Annotated in this window: 23 protein-coding genes; 11 read left to right on the plus strand and 12 right to left on the minus strand. The window is 41.4% G+C overall.

Going from position 1 to position 22370, the window contains the following annotated elements:
* Window positions 1–158: 158 nt before the first annotated feature.
* From ACVHUV_RS04400 to ACVHUV_RS04415, 4 genes are all read right to left on the minus strand, one after another.
* Window positions 159–902 carry a BglII/BstYI family type II restriction endonuclease gene (locus ACVHUV_RS04400; protein WP_462086248.1) on the minus strand — a complete coding sequence of 248 codons (744 nt, stop codon included), beginning with the start codon at window positions 900–902 and terminating at the stop codon, window positions 159–161.
* Between the two features lie 61 nt (window positions 903–963).
* Entirely contained in the window at window positions 964–2361 is a 1398-nt protein-coding gene (locus ACVHUV_RS04405; protein ID WP_462086249.1) for a Sau3AI family type II restriction endonuclease, read from the minus strand.
* Window positions 2362–2424: 63 nt separating this feature from the next.
* Window positions 2425–3684, minus strand: coding sequence for a DNA (cytosine-5-)-methyltransferase (gene dcm / locus ACVHUV_RS04410; protein WP_462086250.1), 1260 nt, complete (start codon window positions 3682–3684; stop codon window positions 2425–2427).
* A gap of 81 nt (window positions 3685–3765) precedes the next feature.
* Window positions 3766–4197, minus strand: coding sequence for a very short patch repair endonuclease (locus ACVHUV_RS04415; RefSeq protein WP_317943495.1), 432 nt, complete (start codon window positions 4195–4197; stop codon window positions 3766–3768).
* A 191-nt stretch (window positions 4198–4388) separates the two neighbouring features.
* On the opposite strand from ACVHUV_RS04415, the gene ACVHUV_RS04420 reads away from it, so the two are divergent.
* Genes ACVHUV_RS04420 through ACVHUV_RS04430 form a run of 3 tightly spaced genes read left to right on the plus strand, consistent with a single transcriptional unit; the run spans window position 4389 to window position 7917 of the window.
* Complete coding sequence (locus tag ACVHUV_RS04420; RefSeq protein WP_462086251.1) at window positions 4389–6314, plus strand: hypothetical protein; 1926 nt, start codon at window positions 4389–4391, stop codon at window positions 6312–6314.
* The gene (locus tag ACVHUV_RS04425; RefSeq protein WP_462086252.1) at window positions 6304–7149 is read left to right on the plus strand and encodes a hypothetical protein; all 846 of its coding nucleotides are present in this window, start codon (window positions 6304–6306) and stop codon (window positions 7147–7149) included. The genes ACVHUV_RS04420 and ACVHUV_RS04425 overlap by 11 nt, the downstream gene beginning before the upstream one ends.
* A gap of 3 nt (window positions 7150–7152) precedes the next feature.
* Window positions 7153–7917, plus strand: coding sequence for a DUF6339 family protein (locus tag ACVHUV_RS04430; protein ID WP_462086253.1), 765 nt, complete (start codon window positions 7153–7155; stop codon window positions 7915–7917).
* 667 nt (window positions 7918–8584) lie between these two features.
* Here ACVHUV_RS04430 and ACVHUV_RS04435 read toward each other — a convergent pair.
* Window positions 8585–10951, minus strand: a complete 2367-nt coding sequence (locus ACVHUV_RS04435) for a S8 family peptidase (RefSeq protein ID WP_462086254.1) — start codon at window positions 10949–10951, stop codon at window positions 8585–8587.
* A 339-nt stretch (window positions 10952–11290) separates the two neighbouring features.
* Between ACVHUV_RS04435 and ACVHUV_RS04440 the strand changes: the two genes are divergently transcribed.
* Genes ACVHUV_RS04440 through ACVHUV_RS04450 form a run of 3 tightly spaced genes read left to right on the plus strand, consistent with a single transcriptional unit; the run spans window position 11291 to window position 12317 of the window.
* Window positions 11291–11872: a tetratricopeptide repeat protein gene (locus ACVHUV_RS04440; protein ID WP_462086255.1), complete on the plus strand. Its 582-nt coding sequence runs from the start codon at window positions 11291–11293 to the stop codon at window positions 11870–11872.
* Window positions 11865–12110, plus strand: coding sequence for a hypothetical protein (locus ACVHUV_RS04445; RefSeq protein ID WP_462086256.1), 246 nt, complete (start codon window positions 11865–11867; stop codon window positions 12108–12110). The genes ACVHUV_RS04440 and ACVHUV_RS04445 overlap by 8 nt, the downstream gene beginning before the upstream one ends.
* A gap of 45 nt (window positions 12111–12155) precedes the next feature.
* On the plus strand, window positions 12156–12317 hold the full coding sequence (locus tag ACVHUV_RS04450) for a hypothetical protein (protein ID WP_462086257.1): 162 nt from the start codon (window positions 12156–12158) through the stop codon (window positions 12315–12317).
* Window positions 12318–12439: 122 nt separating this feature from the next.
* Here the strand turns inward: ACVHUV_RS04450 and ACVHUV_RS04455 are convergent, their stop codons facing one another.
* On the minus strand, window positions 12440–13144 hold the full coding sequence (locus tag ACVHUV_RS04455; RefSeq protein ID WP_462086258.1) for a methyl-accepting chemotaxis protein: 705 nt from the start codon (window positions 13142–13144) through the stop codon (window positions 12440–12442).
* Window positions 13141–14127, minus strand: coding sequence for an MCP four helix bundle domain-containing protein (locus ACVHUV_RS04460; protein ID WP_462086259.1), 987 nt, complete (start codon window positions 14125–14127; stop codon window positions 13141–13143). The genes ACVHUV_RS04455 and ACVHUV_RS04460 overlap by 4 nt, the downstream gene beginning before the upstream one ends.
* A 214-nt stretch (window positions 14128–14341) precedes the next feature.
* On the opposite strand from ACVHUV_RS04460, the gene uvsE reads away from it, so the two are divergent.
* The gene (gene uvsE, locus ACVHUV_RS04465) at window positions 14342–15307 is read left to right on the plus strand and encodes a UV DNA damage repair endonuclease UvsE (protein WP_462086260.1); all 966 of its coding nucleotides are present in this window, start codon (window positions 14342–14344) and stop codon (window positions 15305–15307) included.
* A gap of 319 nt (window positions 15308–15626) precedes the next feature.
* A complete protein-coding gene (locus ACVHUV_RS04470; protein WP_462086261.1) occupies window positions 15627–15761 on the plus strand; it encodes a hypothetical protein in 135 nt (44 codons plus the stop codon).
* A 113-nt stretch (window positions 15762–15874) separates the two neighbouring features.
* Here the strand turns inward: ACVHUV_RS04470 and ACVHUV_RS04475 are convergent, their stop codons facing one another.
* Window positions 15875–16003 (minus strand): hypothetical protein, encoded by a 129-nt coding sequence (locus ACVHUV_RS04475; RefSeq protein WP_462086262.1) that lies wholly within the window; start codon window positions 16001–16003, stop codon window positions 15875–15877.
* Window positions 16004–16209: 206 nt separating this feature from the next.
* On the opposite strand from ACVHUV_RS04475, the gene ACVHUV_RS04480 reads away from it, so the two are divergent.
* Window positions 16210–17484, plus strand: a complete 1275-nt coding sequence (locus ACVHUV_RS04480) for an L-cysteine desulfidase family protein (protein ID WP_462086263.1) — start codon at window positions 16210–16212, stop codon at window positions 17482–17484.
* A gap of 257 nt (window positions 17485–17741) precedes the next feature.
* Here ACVHUV_RS04480 and ACVHUV_RS04485 read toward each other — a convergent pair whose 3' ends face one another.
* Both ACVHUV_RS04485 and ACVHUV_RS04490 read right to left on the minus strand, forming a co-directional pair.
* Complete coding sequence (locus ACVHUV_RS04485) at window positions 17742–18935, minus strand: chromate transporter (protein ID WP_462086264.1); 1194 nt, start codon at window positions 18933–18935, stop codon at window positions 17742–17744.
* 14 nt (window positions 18936–18949) lie between these two features.
* Window positions 18950–19261 (minus strand): PadR family transcriptional regulator, encoded by a 312-nt coding sequence (locus tag ACVHUV_RS04490; protein ID WP_317943522.1) that lies wholly within the window; start codon window positions 19259–19261, stop codon window positions 18950–18952.
* A gap of 244 nt (window positions 19262–19505) precedes the next feature.
* On the opposite strand from ACVHUV_RS04490, the gene ACVHUV_RS04495 reads away from it, so the two are divergent.
* Window positions 19506–20666 (plus strand): MFS transporter, encoded by a 1161-nt coding sequence (locus tag ACVHUV_RS04495; protein WP_462086265.1) that lies wholly within the window; start codon window positions 19506–19508, stop codon window positions 20664–20666.
* A gap of 149 nt (window positions 20667–20815) precedes the next feature.
* Here the strand turns inward: ACVHUV_RS04495 and ACVHUV_RS04500 are convergent, their stop codons facing one another.
* Both ACVHUV_RS04500 and ACVHUV_RS04505 read right to left on the minus strand, forming a co-directional pair.
* Window positions 20816–21748 (minus strand): NAD(P)/FAD-dependent oxidoreductase, encoded by a 933-nt coding sequence (locus ACVHUV_RS04500; RefSeq protein WP_462086266.1) that lies wholly within the window; start codon window positions 21746–21748, stop codon window positions 20816–20818.
* A gap of 44 nt (window positions 21749–21792) precedes the next feature.
* On the minus strand, window positions 21793–22023 hold the full coding sequence (locus ACVHUV_RS04505; RefSeq protein WP_462086267.1) for a hypothetical protein: 231 nt from the start codon (window positions 22021–22023) through the stop codon (window positions 21793–21795).
* Between the two features lie 73 nt (window positions 22024–22096).
* On the opposite strand from ACVHUV_RS04505, the gene ACVHUV_RS04510 reads away from it, so the two are divergent.
* On the plus strand, window positions 22097–22321 hold the full coding sequence (locus ACVHUV_RS04510) for a glycosyl-4,4'-diaponeurosporenoate acyltransferase CrtO family protein (RefSeq protein WP_462086268.1): 225 nt from the start codon (window positions 22097–22099) through the stop codon (window positions 22319–22321).
* The last annotated feature ends 49 nt before the right edge of the window (window positions 22322–22370 follow it).

Here is a 22370-nt window from a genome sequence, read left to right on the forward strand (position 1 = left end):
TAGAGGGTCCTGAGTTGCTGCAGAAATTTTCATGCTCACTTTATCTAGTTTGCCAAGGACAATTAATGTCGCATTTTTCTAAAGCTGATTGGCCGCTAATTCAGTTCTTTAATTTATAACCAATATAAAAAAGGTGTACCTTATCATGAGAGTGAATTCTAAAGTAATCTTTTATATTTCATTGGCATGAATAATACAGGTGTCAAAGAGCCTTGATAATATCTAAATTTACTTTTTACGACATATTTACCGTTTCTTGTGATTCTTTTTAGTTCAACATTCTTTGGAAGAAGATATATCCTTCCTAATGTTTTATTGACTGATAACTTATATGTTTTTATTTCAAAATTTTTTGGCATTTTCAATCCTATAATGACCAAAGGAGTTGTTAGCTGCACTCTCAATGGTTTTAAATAATCAATATACTTTTCGTAAGTACCGACTGCATTGTCGAACCCACCTACACTTCGCATTTCATCCATTGCACAAATTATTACCCCTATTTTAGTCTGAACTGCTTTTTGCACATGATTCAATTCACTGGCGATAACAGGCTTCATAAGGTTCCATGCTGCGCTCCCAGAGTGATTAAAAGCAACTTCTACTGAAACAGGCTCTTTAGCAAAGTCTAGTCTCCAATTCTTATTCATATATCTGCTGTCATTAAAAATATAAGGTTCTTTCAACCAATTGTTTGCTGAAAATCTTTGTTTAAATAGATAATTTAAAGCCATTGAAATACTCTTTTGCTTGTTGATATATTTAGTGAAATGAAGATTTATAATATCTCTTTCTGTAATACTATCTATAATATCTATTATTTCCTTCCATAATAGAAGACAACTTGCATCATGTTTCATCACCAATAACCCATTTCGATGTGAATAAACATCAAATTCCATTTACATTTCGCCTCTTTCAAGATAGTAAATATATTACAGTTAAGTAATATTATCGAGTGAATCAATAAACTTTCTTTTCCTGATTTATAATTTTTCCGATTAATTCTCTGTCCAACCAAAATGCCTGCTTCGTAATCATTCGACCATCAGGCAGCTGAACTTGATCGTTTCCATCCCTTCCTTTTGGACGGATGTGACATAGCCCGTTAGATTTAGGTTTAGGAAGGTTGTTGTTCACAATTACTCTCTTCTTTTGATGTGTAGGGACAAGTTCAATGCCTTCTCGAATCAAATGTTGAACATGTTCCCAAAACTCTTTAAGTCTACCTTCTATTTCTGCCATGGACATATTCCACAAAGTAATCCCTTTAAAGAAAAGTTTTCTATTCGGATTTTCTTTTTTAGTTTCCTTGTATTGGAAAACCACAAATAGTAGCTTTGTTTCCGTGAAGTATTCTTTGAGCCAGCTATCTTCCCATTCTTCATTAGCCCATTTTATGAAATCGATATTCTTGAAAGACATATGTTCCTTAGGGAGTCCATTAGGTTCCAGTCGAACGGTTTTAAGGTGAATGTTTGCTTTCGCGAATTCTTCAATTTGTTCAAGCTTCGTACCTTTGATACCAAGGAGACTGCTGATAAAGAGTTGCAGAAAACTTTTCGATTTGTGGTTCACATCTATTTGGCTTGATTTTGAAATATCATCCAATGATTTTCCGATGAATGGTTCAAATTTTTCTTCAAGGATCCTCAATAATGTCTTCTTCTTGAGGGCGGCAGGAGATGTGATTCTTACTAAGTCTTCCTCTAAGATTACTTTTCTAATGAGTGCGGTCATATAACTTTGTTTAAGGGAATAAGCACGTTGCATAGCCAGGACGCTATTGTGAGGCTGTTCTCTTAATGAACTCTTATTAGCACCTTTAGTACTCGCAGCAAGGTAATTGGTATCTGCTTCTGACAATTCGTGAGCAAGTCCATTCTTTATCTTTTTGCTAATCAGTGCCCAATCCTGTTTAATAATCTCCAAGTCTTCTTCGCTATATCTATGAAGATGACTTTTAATAATCCTATAATCAGCTCTTTTTAATTCTGGAATCCATTCATAAAACATTAACAATAACTCTTTGTTTTTTCGCCAAAAGCTAGAAGTTTCAAAGGTGGTATTGGATTCCTCCATATAGTTGATAATGTTCAAAACTAATCTCTCTTTTGCAGACAGAGTCCCATTTTTATTTTTCCTGATTGGGGTAACTTTCAACTCAATACCTAATTCTGCAAAATCCGCTTCGCTATTAGAGTTTACCTGATATCCAAAAAAGCTTTCCTCGATAATCTGACCTAAGTGTCCTTTAGAGCGTTCATTTTGAACTCTCCCGCTCTTATCTATTTCACCAAATGTCTTTCCTTCGGCTTGCTGAGCCTTATATAACAATTCTTTTTCACTTTGATATAACAATTCTCATCCCCCCAGTGCTTCTTACCAGTATTCTACCATAAAGAAAAAGCTGATACAGATGTATCAGCTGAAAGAAAAGTTTAATTGTATATCAGTCGGTTGACTTGCTCTTTCAATTTCTTCAATTCGTTGTCCCATAATTTCAATTAAATCTACGACAAGGGCATTCCCCATACAGAAATATCTCATACGATCAGTCATTCCGGCGGTCCAATTGTCTGGGAATCCATTCAGCCTTTCGCATTCGATTGGTGTTAGGAAGCGTTTCTTGCCGTTCACTTCGACAATGTGAGTACTTCTATTGATAGAGCCTTCACTTGTTAACATTGTTCTTCCGGGCTTGTCCAAATCATCAGTAGGAGACATTCCACCTTCGGAGAAGTTATATTTATGACCATCTGCAGACGTTCGCTCAATTTTCTTTGGTCCTCTTAAATACTTGAACTTTTCTTCTTCGGCTGGTGTCAGATAATACTTTTCCTCTACAAGTTCTTCATCAATCAAGATATCCCTCAGCACAGTGGGTTTCTTTTGCATGGGTGCGACATGAGCAGTAAATATCTTGCCATCTCTCATGATTCCGGCTGTATGGAAATTGAATGAAAACTCATCAGAGATTTCAATAATATCTTCTGGAAGGAAGTCTGCAGAAATGCGTTCTTTGTAAGGTTCCACTTCCACTGGGAATGACTTTGCGAAAAATCCTTCCTTGAAAATTATTTCATTTTTGTCCAATTCACGTTGGTTGATGTCAAAAGGGATACCATTTTTATAGGCAAAAATGAAAACTCTTCTTCTTCTTTGTGCTAAACCATATTCAGCTGCATTAATTACTCGCCATTCCACGACATATCCCAAATCACGGAATGTTGCAAGCATGACAGCAAAATCTCTTCCTCGTTGTGAAGATGGAGATTTGAGCAGTCTATCAACGTTTTCCAGAAGTACATATTTAGGATTTCCGTTTTCCAGTATTCTTTTGATTTCCCAAAAGAGCACTCCTTTTTTACCTTGTATTCCTTTTTCTCCAGATAATGTTCTGGCTACAGAGTAGTCTTGGCAAGGAAACCCTCCGACAACTATATCAGGAGAAACGTCTTGAAAAAATTCATTTGGTACTGTTGCTATATCTTGATTGCTGTGTTCACCACTAGAGAAGTTGCCAGCATAACAATTAAATGCATCTTGTGCTTTACGGGAAGGTTCCCATTGATTACCCCAAACGACGTCGAAAAGACGGGAGTTGGCTTGCTCTAATCCTTTTCGAAACCCGCCTACGCCAGCGAATAATTCAATTACCTTTAGAGAATTACTGTCAGACATTTTCGAACACCCTTTCGGTTATTTTCTTTATTATAACCTATTTAGATGAAAAGATCAAGATCTAAATGAAAATATTCCAGATTAAATTGAGTTATTTTCTTGGGATTTTACTGCGTTTATGAATTCCATAGTATTCTGAACTGCTTTATCGATATTTCCTCTAATCTCATGTTCCCATACTCTTTTTACATGCCAGTTCATACTTGAATAATAATCCGAAATTTCCGAATCCCTTTCGACGTTTCGTTTGAATTTCTTGTCCCAAAACTCCTCATTGCTTTTAGGGCGCTTGAAATGTTCTGGACAAACGTGCCAGAAGCAAGAATCGACGAATATGACAATTTTGTATTTCTTTATAGCTATATCGGGTGTTCCTTTCAAAGACCTGACATTACGGCGGAAACGTAGGCCTTTTCTCCATAAGGCACTTGCAAACATATCCTCAAGTTTGGATTTTGCTTTGATTTTACTCATCGTCTTGCTCCGCTGCTCTTTGGACATGATGTCAGCCATGATTTTCATCCTTTTTCTATTAGGATTCCCGATATGGAAGAAAGCAAACAATATGAAGTTCGAATATTTACAAATAATAGAAGTTATTTGGAACTAAAAATACAATACTGTTATAATAAAATTGCACTGGTTAATAAGTATCTAAACTAGCGAATATAAATAGAGACATAACCTGTAAGGGGGATTTTTATATGAATTCATTTTGGAATTTTCCTGCTACTTCAGGGGGATTAATTAATTCAATCAACAATGCGGGTATTGAAACATTTCGTGGTAATGAACTTGATTCATTAACTCGTGAGATTTGTCAAAATTCATTGGATGCATTAAAGGATGAAACAAAGCCTGTAATTATTGAATTCAAAGCTTTTGATATTCCTTCTGAGATGTTTCCGCAGCAGACGGAGTTAGTCGAAGTATATAAAAAATGTGAGCGAACGTGGACTGGTAAAAATGATAAAAGTGAACAATTTATCAAACAAGCACAACAAATTATGGAACAGCCTGAGATTCAATTTTTACGAATTAGTGATTTCAATACAAAAGGATTGGAAGGAGCAAGGCGAGGAGAATTAGGATCGCCTTGGAGCTCACTGATTCGCGAGGCGGGTTCATCCAATAAAGGTGATAGTTCTGGTGGTAGTTTTGGAATTGGAAAATCTGCTCCATTCGCAAATTCAAAGCTTCGCACCCTTTTCTACGAATCTTTAGATTCGACAAACTACAAATCACATATTGGTGTTGCAAACATCATGTCGTTTGAGAAAGAACCGGGGCTAACAACCATAGGTTCCGGCTATTACACAAACGACGAAAATTCCAAAGCAATTCCTGGGTTCTTAAATCTAGACCCAAATTATGAGCGAACAGAAACTGGGACAGATATATATATTGCAGGATTTAAACCAAAACCTAATTGGGTAAATGAGATTCGAAATTCAGTGTTATTCAATTTCTTCATTACTATTCATCAGAAGAAATTGGTTGTAAGAATCGAGGATGAGGTAATCTCTCATGAAAATCTGGGGGAGTTAATTCAATCGCTTGATGAGACAAAGGAAGAATATCGTCACGTGAAATCCTATTATGAGGTTCTTATTTCTGATAAGGCATTAAAAATACCTTCGCCCAAAAGGGAATACAAAACTATTGGGACATTTGAAGAAGGAGAGGCTACCCTTTACATAATGAAAGGTGACGATTTGAATCGACGTGTTCTTATGACTAGAAAAGTGGGAATGCGTCTATTCGAACAAAACCGGATTAGTGGAAGCATTTCATTCACAGGAATTTTAATTATTACCGGTCGACATATGAATCAGGTATTCAAGAAAATGGAAAATCCAGCACATACATTATGGGAACCAAACCGCTATGAACCAAGCCCTAAAGAAGCGGAAAGGGCATTCAGTGATTTGCGAAAGTTCGTGCGGGAAACGGTCCAGCAAACGTTTCAAGTTGAAACTACAGACACAATGGATGCTATTGGCTTAAGCGACTTTTTACCGGATTCACCTATTTTAGGAGAAGGTGAAGAGAAGCGGGAATCACTTACGGTGAAGATTAAAGAATTGAAACAAAAGAAAAAAGCAAAGCAGAAGAAAAAACCAAAGAAAAGAACCGGAGGAGAGAGTTTCTTAGACGAATTAGTATCTGCAGGACTATCTACTGAAGGTGATGAATCAGGTCATTCCCCTGAAATCAAAGGAGACGGCACTGGTCAAGGTGGAGGCTCTGGAAATAACAATGGCCAGCAAGGAAGTGTTGATGAGGGAACCGGTACGGAAAAAGAAGGTAAGGAAAAGAAAGAGAAGAACAGGCCTATTGAAATAGAAACGCGATACATTTGTATGGATAAAGAAGAGGGTTTATATAGGATAAATGTTAAACCAAAGAAAAAATTCGATAGAGGAAGGCTCGAATTTAAAGTGTTAGGGGAGCAAGGCGAGTTTAAACTACCAGTTAAAGACATTGAATCATCCCAAATTGATAACATCACTATCTCGGGCAATATGGTCCGTTTCAAGAATAAAGTCGGCAAAAAGGACATTTTTGTTATGGTGAAAGTTGATTATGAACATTACTGTGTATTGGAGGTGGATTTGTATGAGGTTTAACAGTAGCCTTCCATATCCAGTGCTAAATAAAGAAAATGATAACTATCTAGCTTCTCGATTCGAAGTGGAGGTTAAAGCCGAGAAGTCCTTCGGCCAGGTCAAGCTTGAAATGTTTTGCACATTAGAAAACGAAGGTATCAAAAAGCTGATAGAAGAGGGAAATGCGGCATTTGTAATGCATATTGAATGTCCTCAAACGAGTTATCGTTCTATTGTTAAATCAATTATGCCGAGTTTATCTGCACACATTGACGATCAACGACTGCGGGGGAAGATGGAAATTCGTCCGTTTATCATTGCAACCACTACTATTGAAAACTATACAAATACCCAGCTGAATGACTTTTATCGTGACTTACCATTAACATTTGAAAAGGGTAATATGTTGGCAATTGCAGAAGCGATAGATATTATTTTGCACGAAGAGTCTACAGAGACTCAAAATTTACCATCAATAATAACTGTTCGCCGTGTGGAGAAATCGGAACATATGAACATTCAAATGAGCTCTGATCAAATTCTGATAGAATTGCCAAAAGGAATATATGACAAGTATGCTGAATATGCGGGTTCGAGATTAAAAGACACAATTTTAGCTACTGTCTTCACGCCTTGTTTGGTAGATGTCTTTCACACATTGAAAGAAGATACGTCAGGATATGAAGACTATAAGTGGTACCAAGTTCTTGTACAGATTTTTGATAATAATAATATACCATTTTCACAAGTGTTAGATGGAACCGTCCCTGTTATCCAGGCGGTACAACTTGTCCTAAGAAATCCTCTCGAAAAATCATTTAAAGAAATTGAAAAACTTATCAAAGAGGAGGACTAGTTGATGAAAATTAAATTTTTATCCGAAAATACATTACAAGACTTACGTGTCAATTATGATACTTATAAAGAACATTATTATAGTAAAGATAATGCATGGTTCGATAGTTATTTTGCTCAAGAAGGTGCTACTTTTGAGTCTAACATTGACTACAAGCGACCAAAATTTAATTTTGACAGCGACTATTTGGTGAGCGACTTTGAAAATGTGAAGATTGTGTACGAAGCTTTACAGCACTTGACTGTGGCAGAAGCTACCCATGAACGTTTGTGGGCTGGATTAGCCCATATGCAAATGCGGGAATTTAGCTATTACCGCCTATCTATGGACTTGGAAAAGAAGAATGACAAACGAATTCAATCGGCGCTCTTCTTTACCCATGGTGCAAAACGATCCCTATATGTTCATTTGTTAGCACGTCTATGGTGGGTAGGTTATATGACTTATGATGAAGCAAATAAAGAGGACCCGTACTGGCTAACAGAGTTTTTCTCATCCGCGGATTTTTCAGCTAGGTGCGTTGTCTTTTTCTCTAGTAACTTCACTTCAAATCGTAATATTACAAAAGGAGTTTTACGTGCCCTTATAACACTTAAACAAGAAGGTTTTCAAATCAAACGAGAACATTTTGTAGAGGCGAACCGTTATCTTAACATCTTAGGCGGTGCAATGATTCTTGATGTGCTGAAGGAAGATGAAGTATTAGAGATAATAATGGCTAGGATTAAGAAAGTTTATAATCTTGATAAGGTAGCAGTCTTGATTTGAAAAGAAAAGAAAACAGAATATATCAGCCGGCCTCTGTTAGGCTTAAATCATGAACGGCAGAGCACGAATCTTTGGGGCCCTGCCGTTCATTAAGCTCTTATATTAAAAAGGAGTTTCCTTAAGTATGAATGTTGTTAAAGACTTACGTGCTCGTATTTCTGCGTGTTTTGAATAACTAATGTCATATTTACATTCGCAGCAAGGAAGGCAGTCTAAGAACGCGACATCCTGTCGCAACGACTGCATGACCTGCTTCGTGCAGGCCTCCATATTGTCATTCAACCATAAAAAATAACCTATCCTTGAGTTAGCGGCTCAGTTAGGATAGGTTATTTCCTCATCTGCCGATTCCCTTTTGGGAATCTGCTATTAAATTGACCGTTCAATGTAACAGCATTGGTCGGTCTCTTTTGTTTTGTTCAATACCTATCCTCAGTGTACAGGGCAAACATGATTATTCAAGTCGTTGGAAAGAACTGTTATTCTCAAGATAGTTGTATTTCAATATAGCTAGTTGTTATATATACATACAACGGCATGAGTTTCTTCCTATAAAGAACAGTTCGGAGGAAGAGGTTATTCCTGACATGCCAATCACTTCCGGCGATTGGTAAGAACTATCCAACTTTGAGAATCGACCCGTCTCTCTCAGTTTATACATCTTCCCCTATACCAACAAACTCTCTCCCTGATTCCCCGCAGCATCCACAACCGTTACCCTTACACTTTCCGGCACATCCAACTCAACCTCAAACGTACCGTCTTCATTCAAAAGGAACGGTACAGGCTTACCAAGTTTGCCATCCTTCATCACTTGATAAGACGCATTCAACTTTTCATTTACATCAAATGCTTCATCGCGTTCAGCGAGCGATTTAGCGAAGTCGATGTATGGGTCGGTTACTTGTCCAGTAACTGTCGCTCCTTGAATTGCTCCAGTGATTACAGGCTTTGTCGATTTCACGAAAATCGGCCCGATGCTTGCGGTTAGTGGCTCGGCGTTGGCCATTCCGGTGAAGTCGATGGAATAGATGCCGTCCGCTAGCGTTGCTTCTTCGTTTGTCCAACTGGACGTGTACTTGTGAAGAAGTGGGAATTTGCGTGTGCCTAGGCTTAATCCGTTGTCATAGAACAAGCTGTCTACTGGTGCTTTTGACAAGTAGTCGGTAATTTCTAGGGTTGGGTAGGACAAGTCACTGTTAATGGACAATGTGATTTCAGTTGGAGGTGCTTGTTCTTCATTGCCAAACGATAGATCTTTTTGAGTTATGCTCAGTTCCTCAATGGCTGGCGTGACGGTTGCGCCGTTGCTAAAGTCTGCGGCAAAGGGTAGTGATACGTCCATCGATTGCTCGCGGTCCGTAATATGGATATAGCCTAGAAACTCATCTCGATATTTCGTCTGTTCGTTTTTGGAGGCTGTTAAGGTGACATGGAGCAGTTGCTCGCCGTCTATTGTGAATGTAGGCGGTTCGACGGTTATTGTTGCACCGTCATACGGTTGCGTGACGTGTACGGTGACGTCGTAATTTCCACCAGTTCCTTTTATATCCTTCACAAGCACAGGTTTTGTAAGGGTAAAATTCTCTGATAACGTTACAGCTCCGAACGTCACAGCCCCTTTTTGATTTTCAACGAGTTCTCCCTCGCCGGTTGCATCAATTTCCTCAAGTGCATAAGCGAGAATGGTAGGATGAACAGCTGCGTAAGGACGAACACGGCCAGCCCCTTGGTCGAACACATTGTACACTTTTGTATCGAGTACTTTTGCAGTGTTTGCCATGGCCACTTTAATATCAAATGGCGTCCAATCCGGATGGGCTTGCTTTAAGAGTGCAGCGACGCCAGTGATATAGGGTGCTGCTTGGGATGTGCCTGTCTCGCGTTTATAAGCATCTGTATAATCGTCTGCTTGACGGTATCTTGGCATCGTGGAAAGGATGTCTGTTCCAGGTGCTAAAATATCAGGCTTAATATCAAAATTCGGTCGTGACGGTCCTCGTGAGCTGGAGCTGTCAATTTCGTCATGGATGGTTGAGTTGCCGACTGCGATGCCGAGACGGGCGGTTCCTGGCGCACGTACCGATCCACGGACTGATCCGGTATTGCCGGCTGTACTAATGACAACGACGCCAGCGAGGACTGCGTTGTTTACGGCAATCGACAATGCGTGGTTTTCCATGTCGCTATTATCGCTTAATGAAAGATTGAGTATATCCATTTTTTGTGCGACTGCTTCTTCGATTGCTCGTAAGATGGTTGATGTGTCACCGCTCGTGTAGGATCCAAAAATACGGTAGGCGTACAAGTCGATTTTCGGTGCAACCCCTTTTACGCCAAATGCATTTTTACCTGCAATAATGCCTGCAATGTGCGTTCCGTGATAGGTCTCAAAGCGTGCGCCGGATGTCGATGCTTTTTCAGGAGCGCCGGCTGGACGTTCGTCAGGAGATGTTTCGGAAGGGTCATTTTCATCTCTCGTTCGCTCGTATTTTTCAGGGTCTGATTGATCAACAAAGTTCATCCCGCCACGATAGGCATGTTGAATGGCAGGATGGTGTCTGTCAATCCCTGAATCCAGCACAGCCACTTTGACCCCTTGTCCTTCTATCCCTTCCGCCCAAAGTGCTTTTACTTCTGAATAAATGGCGTCCATTTCATGTTCCGAGGATGACTCTACCTCTGTCGAAGTCGCCCCTGATGCCAAAACCTTGAAGTCTGACTCGATCAATTGAATGTCTTGTATGTTACAAAGTTTCTTTAAATCTTTTGATGGAATGGTTGTCGCAATGGCATTTAACAAGGTGTTAAATGAATGGAACTTTTTAAAGGGAATGTTCATAGACTTCATTGCGTTGAACACTTGCTGTTGTTGGACGTGCACAGTAGCTTCAATTTGCATTGCGTTTTCCGTTGTGAAAGGGGTGCCGTTCATTTCCGCCATCCGTTTTTGTACAACTACGGGTTCTTCCGTTAAGTGAAGAATGATGTCAATTTCTTCGTTATCCAATGCCGTTTCATATAAGTTGTGCATAATCCGCTCTCCTTTTATTCCCGAGACATGGTAATTCGCTACTTGTAACATACGTACTTTTCACATAATTTTCAATGGGATGTGACAATCATGGAGGTTTTTGTGTCTTGGTGGTCAAGGAGTACGTTGAATAGTTCCTGGCAAAGAGATTTTAATTCTAAAAATTCAATTGAATTCCGTTGCATTGTTGGATAAGATTGTATGAAGTGGTATTTCGTGTGGTGAGTCTAAGTGGAGTGATAGAGAGAAATTATGGGGGTATGTCGGTGAATTCATTCAATTTGATTGCCTTGATAGCAAGCGGTTGTCTGCAGACCAACTTGAACGAGGAGAATAAGCATGGATATCCAAACGGTGAAAGAAGAACTTGCTGCGCTAACAGAGACGATTTATTTTGACGAACAGAATTTTTTACGTGAGCAGTCCTCTGATCCGGTACAGTTGCGTCGTGTCATCGACCTTGCAGAACAAGCGGTAAAGTCGAATGAAGATGAACGCTTTTGTCTATACGGAACACTAGGAAACTTATATCGGATACTTGGAGAGCCGAAGATGGCTATTCATTATTTGAAATTGAATCTACGGGATGCTGAGAATTCTCGATCTGCTCGTAGAGAAATCGTCACGTTGATTCGCCTTGGAGAGGCTTTGAAATACGATGGGCGGCATGAGGAAGCAATGGAAATGTTCAATCGTGCATCGTTACGATGTGAAGAAACGGATGATACGATTTATAGGGATTTTGTTTTGCAACATAAAGGCAAGTGCTTGTTGGAAATGCATAAGGTTGACGAAGCGATGGAGTGCTTTCGGCGAGCGTTGACGTTAAGGCTGGAGAAAGGGGATGTGGCTTTGATTCATTCGACGGAGCGGGCATTGGTGTTTGCGAGAAAGTTACTAGCGAGTGATGGGAATGAATAAAGGTAACCATACTGCGCTTCGGCGATTCATTCACTATGGAACAATCATTGGTATCTTTGCATTGATCATTCCTGCTACTTTTAATAATGCGTTTTTCTATCTTATATTCCTGCTCATGGGTGTGAACTTGTTTAATAGTTTTGTTCGGATGGTGAAAGGAAAGTGGATGGTCGTTGGATTAGTTGCTGTAAGTGTGTCGCCGTTAGGCTTGTATGTGTTGATTAGTGGCATGAACTAGCGTGTGTAGTTTCCCAGGAAATGAAGTTGATAAGGAGGGGTTCTCGTGGCGACAATGCTGACATTAGGTGTACTCATCGTAATTAATTTCATCTTATGTAGCTTTATAAGTTTCCTCTTTCGTAAAAGACGTAAGGTGGATTGGGGCATTGCCTTCGTATTCAGTTTTGTCATTTCACTTTTTTCGATTTGGTTATTGGACGGGTGACGGACATTAAACCGAGCAAGGCCAATTTTTAGTGTATAAACGAAAAATAACCCATCGGAGAGTAGCTCTGATGGGTTATTCCGATTACCTCTATTTCTTTTATCCGCTGCCCCTTAGGGAAGTTAAACCGTAAATCTACTCATATCACTTTGCAAGTTCTCGGCCAATTGAGAGAGCGTTTGTGCATTTGAAGAAATTTCTTCATTTGCCGCAAGTTGTTCTTCAGTAGCTGCGCTCGTAGATTGAGCTTCCGCTGCAGCTTGTATAGCAAGTTCTTGCACTTGTTTAGCACCACCGGATACCTCGTCAGTCATCACGCGAATCTGTTCAATCGCAGCAGAAACTGTTGTCACTTTCGTACTCACTTCAGTGGAGGCGCATTCAATTTTCTTAAATACATCTCTGGTCTGTTCTGTCACGACACGACCTGCTTCTACACGTTCATTGCCATCTGTCGTACTTGTCACGACTTTTCCTACGTTTTGAATCATCATGTCAATCACTTGGCCAATTTCGACGGCTGATTGTTTAGATTGCTCTGCAAGGTTCCGAACTTCTTCAGCAACAACAGCAAATCCTTTTCCGTGTTCACCTGCCCGTGCAGCTTCAATTGCCGCATTCAATGCTAGTAAATTCGTTTGTTCTGCGATAGCCGTAATGACAGAGGTTACGCGACGAATTTGCTCTGAGTGAGTCGCCAAGTCACCGATAATTTCCGAGGAATGTTCCATTGATTTGCTAATTAAGAGCATTTGTTCAGAGAAGTCTTTCATTAACGTCGCCCCCTCATGAACGAGCTTCGTAACTTTCTCAGTGGATTGCATCATTTCTGCGTTCTCTTCGTTAATGCGCAAGATCCTGATGTCATTTCTCCCATTGCGGTCGTCGATTCATTAACAATGCTTACTTGCAAATCACTAGCAGTTAAGTTTTTCTCCGCAATTTCAGCAACCATTTCCGAAGCGGCTAGGCTTTCTTCTGAACTCGCTGAAAGTTCCTCAGCTTGAACAGCAAGTTGTGTCGCTGAATTTCGTGTATTTGTAATGATTACACGCAAATCCATTACCATTTCATTAAAAGCGTTGGCCATGTCACCAATCTCATCTCGATTTTTAATCGTGACAGGTTCAATCGCGAAATCCCCGTCTGCAATTTGTCGCAATGAAGTTGTCATCGTACTGACTGGGCGAGCGATACTACGGCTAATGAGACGAGCAATAACGATGCTCAAGATAACAGCAAAAATCATTAATCCTATCGTAATCATTCGGATTGTAGACAATAAGTTCTGTAAATCTTGCTCAGTAACGGCTTGTTGGCTAACTTGATGTTGGATGAGTTCTTCAATATTATTTGAGATCTGATTTTGATAAACCGCAGATTCTTTTGCAATTACCAATGCTTCTTCTTGATTACCATTTTGAAATTCTTGAATCATTCTTTTGGTTGTTTCATTGTAACTTTCTCTACCTTGTACAATCTCGGAAAGTGTGACGCGTGCGGATTCCGTACGGACTAGTTGATCCAGTTCACTTAGAATCTCGTCACCTGTAGTAAGAATCTTATCTTTGCCTTCCAGATACGTTACGTCATCATACAACATGTATGCTCTAAGAAAGCTAGCGATCTGATTTTGATTAGCAGACAATTGTTCAAACAACAGTACCTTTTTTATTTTATCATTAATTAAATATTGGTATTCTTTATCGATAGATGATTGTGCGAATAATCCAGAAATGCCTATCAACATCATGATAACTAAAGTGGATGTGAAGCCAATCCATAATTTTTTTCCTACGTTAAATTTCATAAAATGTAGTATCCTCCTATGATGTTAATGTTTAATCTACTAATTATAGTTTATTATTTAATAGGATAATAGAGGTATTATTTTACAGTAGGTAGAAAGTTGTGTTGAGACTAATCAGTTCATAGATTACTTGTTGTTTTAAATGAGTTGAATTCGTGTACTGCCAATGTCTACTTACTCCGAGTTCGCCCCATACTATCTCTGAGGTGGTCATATGACGATTGTACGACTTGGGTATGTGGCGATGAGCATGGAGTTGAAAAATGCATCACCATCCAAAACAATGACATTTGCGCAGTTTCAAAAAATTGGTGACCGGGAAGCGGCCATTCGCAAATTGGAACGCATTGCGCTCGCAAATTTAGAAAACACACATCGGTTGCTGAAGCATAATGTGTTCAATGCAATTCATTTTTATCGGTTAACTTCTCGGCTCATTCCGTTGGCAAATCATGAGGAGCTGAGCGAGTGGGACTATATGGAGCCGTTAACTGAAAAGTTGGCGGAAATCGGCGAGTTTGTAAAGAAGCACAACATGCGGATCGATTTTCATCCAGACCATTTTGTCGTCCTCAATTCCATGAAAAAAGATGTCTCGCATAATTCCTTAACCACTTTACGGATGCATGAAGAACTGCTTCTAGGAATGAACATTGATGCGACCCATCGTTGTGTCTTACACGTTGGTGGAAATTATAAAGATACGGAAAAGTCGTTGGAGCGTTTCGCTACAAATTGGCATGAAGTCCCGCGTTCTATTCAACAACTCATTATGCTCGAAAATGATGATACATCGTTCACGCTGGAAGATACACTTTACCTTTGTGAGAAGCTCGGCATTCCCCTTGTCTTTGATTACCATCATCATTTGGCGCATCATCGTAACGAAAACTGGGTTGAGGATTGGGGGAGGGTTGTTGCGACTTGGGACACTTCGCCGCTACCCATTAAAATGCACATTTCCAGTCCGAAAAGTGAATCCGCTTTCCGCCACCACGCCGATACGGTGGACGTCGAGATGTTCTTTCAGTTTCTGAATAAAATCAAAGGGACTGTTCCTCAAATAGATTGCATGATTGAAGCAAAATTGAAGGACGCAGCGCTCTTTCAGCTGATGAAGGAAGTAGGGAGGAGAGCGGACGTGGAAGTGATTGATAGCTCGTCGTTTTATTTGAAATAAGTATGTGGAATAAACAAGCGATTTCCTAGTATCGGGAGGTCGTTTTTTGATTGGCGAAAAGAGTGGGGCGGTTTTGCTTTATACAGCGTGAAAGGTTGAATGGGATGAAGTTGGGGAGATGTCTACTTGCATAGAGGCGGATTTGTCGTGATGTTTGCTTATAGTAGGTTGAGTTAATATCCATTATGTGGGTAAGTGGTGATAAAATGAGCGCGAGCGGTGATAAAGTGCGCACGAGCGGTGATAAATGGCGAATAAGCGGTGATAAACTGTAGCTAAGCGGTGATAAACGAAAATCCTGCACGGGTGACCGTTTGGAATGCTAGGGGAAATAGGTGAAAAGGAGCGAATCGGTGGTAAAGTCGATAGAATCGGTGGTATCAGCCTTAAAGTCGGTGGTAAAGTGCTTGGAAACGGTGGTAACCTCCTTCGAATCGGTGGTAAAGTACTCTAAATCGGTGGTAACGCGTCTGGGGCTGTTTGGAATTGTGATAAAGCCGTGGTAACGTCGAAGTTCTACAATGGGACCCGCTGTTTCGCACTTGAGATAATGTACATGTAAAGAATTTAGGCGGAAAAGAGAGAAACGGTGATAAAGTGTCCAGAATCGGTGATAACCTTCTCAGAAACGGTGATAACGGCCAGCGAAACGGTGATAACCTCCTCAGAAACGGTGATAACGCTCTTCGTATTCAATGATACTCCCACTCCTCCTAATCAGTACGCACACAACTACATCTCATTTCTGCCATTTAACCCTCCACCTTGAACCTGAATAGTGCTGAAAAGTGCCAAAATAGCCAGAACGTATTGAGTTCTATGTCTAAAAAAGGTACATTCGCTTCAGTAAATGCTTATCAATTGATAAGACTGAAAATTCTACAATAAAGGTGGTACCCGATATGAAGAACGATAAAATTTCAGCTATATTAGAAAAAGAACTTGTCATTGCACTTGGTTGTACAGAACCTGTTGCGATTGCGTATGCAGCGGCGACTGCGAGAAGTCATGCGATTGGGATGATTGAGGAACTCGTTGTAAGTGCAAGTGGCAATATTATTAAGAACGCGAAGTCCGTTGGGATTCCTGGGATGTCTGGTAAAGGGTTGGATTTCTCTGCTGCGATCGGAGCGGTTGCGGGGAATGCGAGTTATGGCTTGGAAGTGTTGAAAGGGCTTACAGCGGAGGACGAGCGTTTGGCGGAGGAGTTGCTTGAAGCAGGTAAAGTGAAAGCGAGTCAGGCGGATACACCGAAGTTGCTCTATATTGAAGTGATCGTCAAAACGGATCTTCATACAGCGCGTGTTATCATTGCGGATAACCATAGTAATATTACGTTGATTGAAGTGGACGGGGAAGCGGTGTTCAAGGGTGGTTGCGAGAACATCGGCATGAAATCTTCCAAAGAAGAGTTGGATGAATTGTCTATTGACGAGATCTATGACTGGGTTTGTAAAGTCGATATTGAAGAGCTCGGGTTAATTAAGAAAAGTATTGAATTGAATCGCATCATTGGAATTGAAGGGCTTTCAGGGAATTATGGTTTAAATGTCGGGAAGACGATCCGCCAAAATGTGGAGAGAGGTCTGTTATCGGATGATTTGGCAACTGCAGCGATGTCGTTAGCAGCGGCGGGTTCTGACGCGAGGATGGCAGGTTCGACGTTACCGGTAATGGCGAACACAGGTAGTGGGAATCAAGGAATTGCCGTTACATTACCTGTTGTCGGTGTGGCAGAAAAGCTGCAAGTCGCCGATGACAAAATGATCCGTGCAGTGGCGCTTAGTCATTTGGTAACGATTCATATTAAGTCGAAGTTTGGTCGGTTATCAGCATTATGTGGCGTAACAACAGCAGGTATGGGAGCGAGTGCGGCGATTGTGTACTTGTTGGACGGAACGTTAGAGCAAGTGAAAGCGGCAATTCAAAACACGATCGGCAATGTGTCCGGTATGATTTGCGACGGTGCAAAAGCAGGATGCGCCATGAAAGTATCCACGAATTCGAACGTCGCGGTCCAATCTGCATTATTGGCATTGTCCGATCATGGTATTCAATCGACGGATGGCTTCATTCATGATGACGTCGAAAAATCCATTGACGCTTTCTGTACACTTGGCAATGAAGGTACACGCCAAACAGATGAATGGATTTTGAAACTGATGATGGATAAATAAATGCTTGAATAAGGGGACAGGCACCAGAACAATTCCGAATTGTTTTGGTGCCTGTCCCCGTTTTATTTCATATCTTGTCCGCCGTATTAATACAATGTAGAAAGGGTTGGAAAGGATGAGGTGTTGAAGAGAGGGTTATTGTTTGCGGGTGCGATTGTGGTAGGGATGGTTTTAGGGATTCTTGTGACGGTGTTAATGGAGTCGATGTGAATCGTTGAAAAAGCAGAGCCTTTAATAATGAGGACTCTGCTTTTTATTTAAATAAGACCGAGCAGTACGCCGCCAATCGCGCCGGTTACGACAACAATCCAAGGTGGTAGTTTCCAGTACGCCAGCATAGTAAATAATACTGCGGCGAGTGCAAAGTCAATCGGTGCCGCGATGGAACTTGTCCAAATTGGGAAATAGAAAGCGGAAATGAGAATACCAACGACTGCCGCGTTAATACCCATAATTGCTCCTTTAATGTTCGGGTTGGAGCGTAATTGATCCCAAAAAGGCAATGCACCAAGTATAAGTAGGAATGCGGGTAGGAAAATTGCCACTGTGGCAACTAGACCTCCTAACCAGCCATTCATGACCGTTCCTAAGTACGCCGCGAAGGTGAATAAAGGTCCGGGGACGGCCTGTGTTGCACCATAACCCGCTAAAAAGGCTTCTTCGTCGATCCATCCAGTCGGCACGAAGGCTTGTTCAAGTAGTGGTAGTACGACGTGTCCGCCACCGAACACTAATGAGCCGGATCTGTAAAAGCTATCAAACATTGCGACCCAATAGGAACCTGTTAGTTCTCGTATGACCGGCAATGCAAAAAGTAACGTGAAAAAGAGTGCCAAACAGATGGTGGCCACTTTCTTCGATATGGGAAAGTGTGAACTTGTTTCTTGTTCCGCATCGTGCCGTTTGTATAGCATGAAGCCGAGCAGGGCGGCGATTAGGATGACGCCGATTTGAGTCATGGCGGATTGCCAAATGAGTGTCCCGATAAGTGCAAGGAGTGCAATCGTTTTTCGTTTATTGTCAGGAGTCAGGTTTTTAGCCATTCCCATGATTGCGTGGGCAACGACAGCGACAGCGACAATTTTTAATCCATGAATCCATCCTGCATTTGTAGCATCAAATTCATGTAACAGCATGGCGAAAATCATAAGTGCAATTACAGATGGAAGTGTAAACCCGATGAAAGAAACAATCCCACCTAATACACCCGCTCGCATTACCCCAATACCGATGCCGACTTGGCTACTCGCCGGTCCGGGTAAAAATTGTGCGAGGGCGACTAAATCTGCATAGTTTTTTTCGCTCATCCACTTGCGTCTACGGATATACTCTTCGTGGAAATAGCCTAAATGTGCTATCGGTCCACCGAATGAAGTTAAACCAAGTCGAGTTGAAACGAACAGAATTTCTAAAAGTGATCGGAAACCTCTTTTTTCGTTTTGTTGATTCATCATGAACTCCTTTGTTAGTAGTCTTTGATTTCTTTGAACAGCTCGTATGCCTTCACACGGGCTTCAGTTAGAATGTAAGCCCCTTTTTCGGTTGTCGTGTAATATTTTCGGATTTTCCCATCAACATTCCGATCTTCCCGGACGAGCAAACCATCTGCCTCCATTGAATGAAGAATGGGGTAAAGTGTTCCTGAACTGATGGAATACCCATGTTCTTTCAGTTCCTCTACCATCCACGCGCCGTAAACAGGGTGCTCTTTTGCGTGGTGAAGGATATGGATGTGAATGAAACCGAGAAAAAGCTTACGCAATACTTTGTCTTCCACAGTAGACACCTCCTTGATAACGAAAACCGATATTGCGTTACGATACTAAAAATATAACATGATGTAAGTGTGATTTCTGTGAATTTACATATTCTTAACATGGTAGTCGTATCTCTTTGCGGGTGGACGATGCGAAAATGATTACCAAAAATACCCCAAGTTCTCGCGTCTTGTAAGTTCTGATAGGCCTTGGTATGATGTGAAATATTAGAAAGAAGGATTTTGCTTCAGTAGGAGATTACAGATGAAAAAAGAAACAATTACATTGGTGTTATTGTTAACCAATTTGTTTATTGCGTTTTTAGGGATTGGGCTCGTTATTCCGGTGTTGCCAACGTTGATGAATGAACTGGACATATCGGGCTCTGTTGTGGGATACATGGTAGCGTTTTTTGCAATTGCACAGCTTATTGTTTCGCCGATTGCTGGGAAATTGATTGATACAATTGGGCGGAAAATAATGATTGTCATCGGGTTATTCATCTTTAGTGCATCTGAATTGCTGTTTGCAGTTGGACAGGATTTACTTGTGTTGTTTATTTCCCGAATTTTAGGTGGGGTAAGTGCAGCGTTCATTATGCCTGCGGTGACGGCGTTCATTGCAGATGTGACGACCAATGAAACACGTTCGAAAGCGTTAGGGTATATGTCAGCCGCTATCTCTACAGGGTTCATCATCGGACCGGGAATTGGAGGATTTCTTGCAGGTTACGGTACGCGGATGCCGTTCTTCTTCGCGGCTGGGCTTGCCTGTTTTGCGGCGATATTCTCTTTGATTATGCTAAGGGAACCGAAACGGCAATATGAAGAAACAGCGAGTGGAAAGAAGCCAGGGTTCATGCGGATCTTTGCGCCGATGTATTTTATCGTTTTCGTCATTATTTTTGTGCTGTCATTCGGATTGGCTTCGTTTGAAGCGGTGTTCAGTCTATTCGTCGACCACAAGTTCGGCTTTACGCCAACCGATATCGCCATCATCATCACGGGTAGTGGGCTTGTTGGGGCATTGGCACAAGTGTTGTTATTTGATCGGTTAACAAAATTGATGGGTGAAAAGAAATTGATTTTAGTCAGTTTGATATTTTCGTCCGTGATGGTCGGTGCGATGACGCTTGTGAATTCGTACTTTAGCGTGCTTTTTGTAACGATTATCGTTTTTGTCGGCTTTGACCTCATTCGACCAGCGGCAACATCGTATTTATCGAAAATCGCTGGCAACGAACAAGGATTTGTCGGCGGCATGAATTCCATGTTCACGAGTATCGGTACGGTGTTTGGCCCGATTTTAGGTGGGTACTTATTTGACTTCGATGTGGACTACCCGTTCTACTTCGCCACCATCGTCCTGATCGCCGGCTCCGTCCTCACATTCTTCTGGGCCAAAACCAAGCCGGTCCAACCATAACCAAAAGCCAACGAGCAATCCTTCGTTGGCTTTTTGAATATAGCGGGTAATGTTCAGAATTGTTTTGGTGCCTGTCCCCTGATTGATTCTGGCGATTCCCAATTGTTTTGGGGACAGGCACCTACACAATTTAAATAATTCCAAATCATTTAGTCATCATTTCTCTTATATTGTGTTTTATTGCTGAAGTATTCGTTTGTGAGGTCGCCATTTATGCCGATGGCTGCGGCGCTTCCGGTTCCGGCGGCGATAATGAGTTGGGCGGGCACGATGTGGGCTGCATCACCTGCTGCGTACACATTCCAGACAGTTGTTCTTCCGTATGTATCAGTTAGTAGCCCGCCGTTTTCATTGATTTCACAGCCGAGTTCTTTGCCGAATGCATTTGAATGGCTCCAGAGCGGGGTGACAAACCCGCCTGTTCGGGGTACGAGTGTGCCGTCTTCCAACCGGATGCTTTGCAGCTGACCGTTTTCACCTTCCAATCCGGCAATGATGTCTTCGTAAACTTGAATGCCGTGAGCGAGCAACTGGTTACGTTCATCCTCTTCCAACCGTCCTTCACCATTCGTAAAAACGGCTACATCATGGCTCCACGTATACACTTCTTTTGCTAGCTTGTATACATTTTTGTCCGCGATGACCGCGAGTGGTCGGTCTCGCATTTCCCAGCCATCGCAATACGGACAACTGAAGAGGCTTGTGCCGTAAAACCGCTCGATTGAAGGAATGTTTGGTTGAGCATCTTTTAAACCGGTAGCTAATAGGAGTTTGTTGCTAGTAAACAGGGTGCCGTCCTCTGTTGCCAATTCAAAATGGGTTTTATCTTTTTTCCGAATGACTTCGATACGTTCATTTCGAATGTAAACTGAATCGTATTGGGCGAGATCGCGAAGTGCCAGTTGCTTAAACTCTGTTTGTGATATGCCATCTCTCGTAATAAATCCATGGGTTTCCCGAATCACTCGATTTCTCGGTTGATTGTCATCGAAGACTATCACTTTTCTCCGAGCCCTGCCAAGAACAAGCGCCGCACTCAACCCAGCCGGCCCACCACCAATAATTGCACAATCATAGATCATTACTTGCATACATCCTTTTTAACCGTAGTCTACCCGTAATTTCCTCATGTGGAACATCTTTTTTGAAGGGAAATAGCGGTAAACACAAAAAAATGGCTAGCACCAAAAGCCACCCATTTCAATAGTGCAATGATGCCGATGACAATTAAGAACACGATGACCTGAAAAGTCGCCCCTTCAGGAGAATCGTTTGTCATCAGATACACTGCAATGCATATGGGGATTGTTGTAAGTAAGTTCAGTAAAACGAGTAGAATGCTTCCTAACTTCCCCATGATTAACCCCCTAGCGGCCTCCTTGCCAATTGTATGGTAATAAATTCTATCATTTTTGTTCTCTAAGTGACAGATGCAAGGGCGTGATTCCACTTCGCTCAGTTTGTTTTTGCTAGAGTCGCGCCGTGCAGAATTTGTCCATTGGCTCATGATTGTGCCGAGCTTTTTGTTTTTCTTGTGGAATCCACTGTGGGCGGCATGGCTAAATGTCTTGTATGCCGTTCTATTCAATGTGCCCCTCATTATCATCCAACGATACAATCGCCCCCGGCTGGAACGGATTATTTCATCTCAATGAAAACGGTAGAATTGTGAAACGTGAATCCTCGCAAGATGTAGTGTACACT

The sequence above is a fragment of the Sporosarcina saromensis genome (assembly GCF_054901285.1).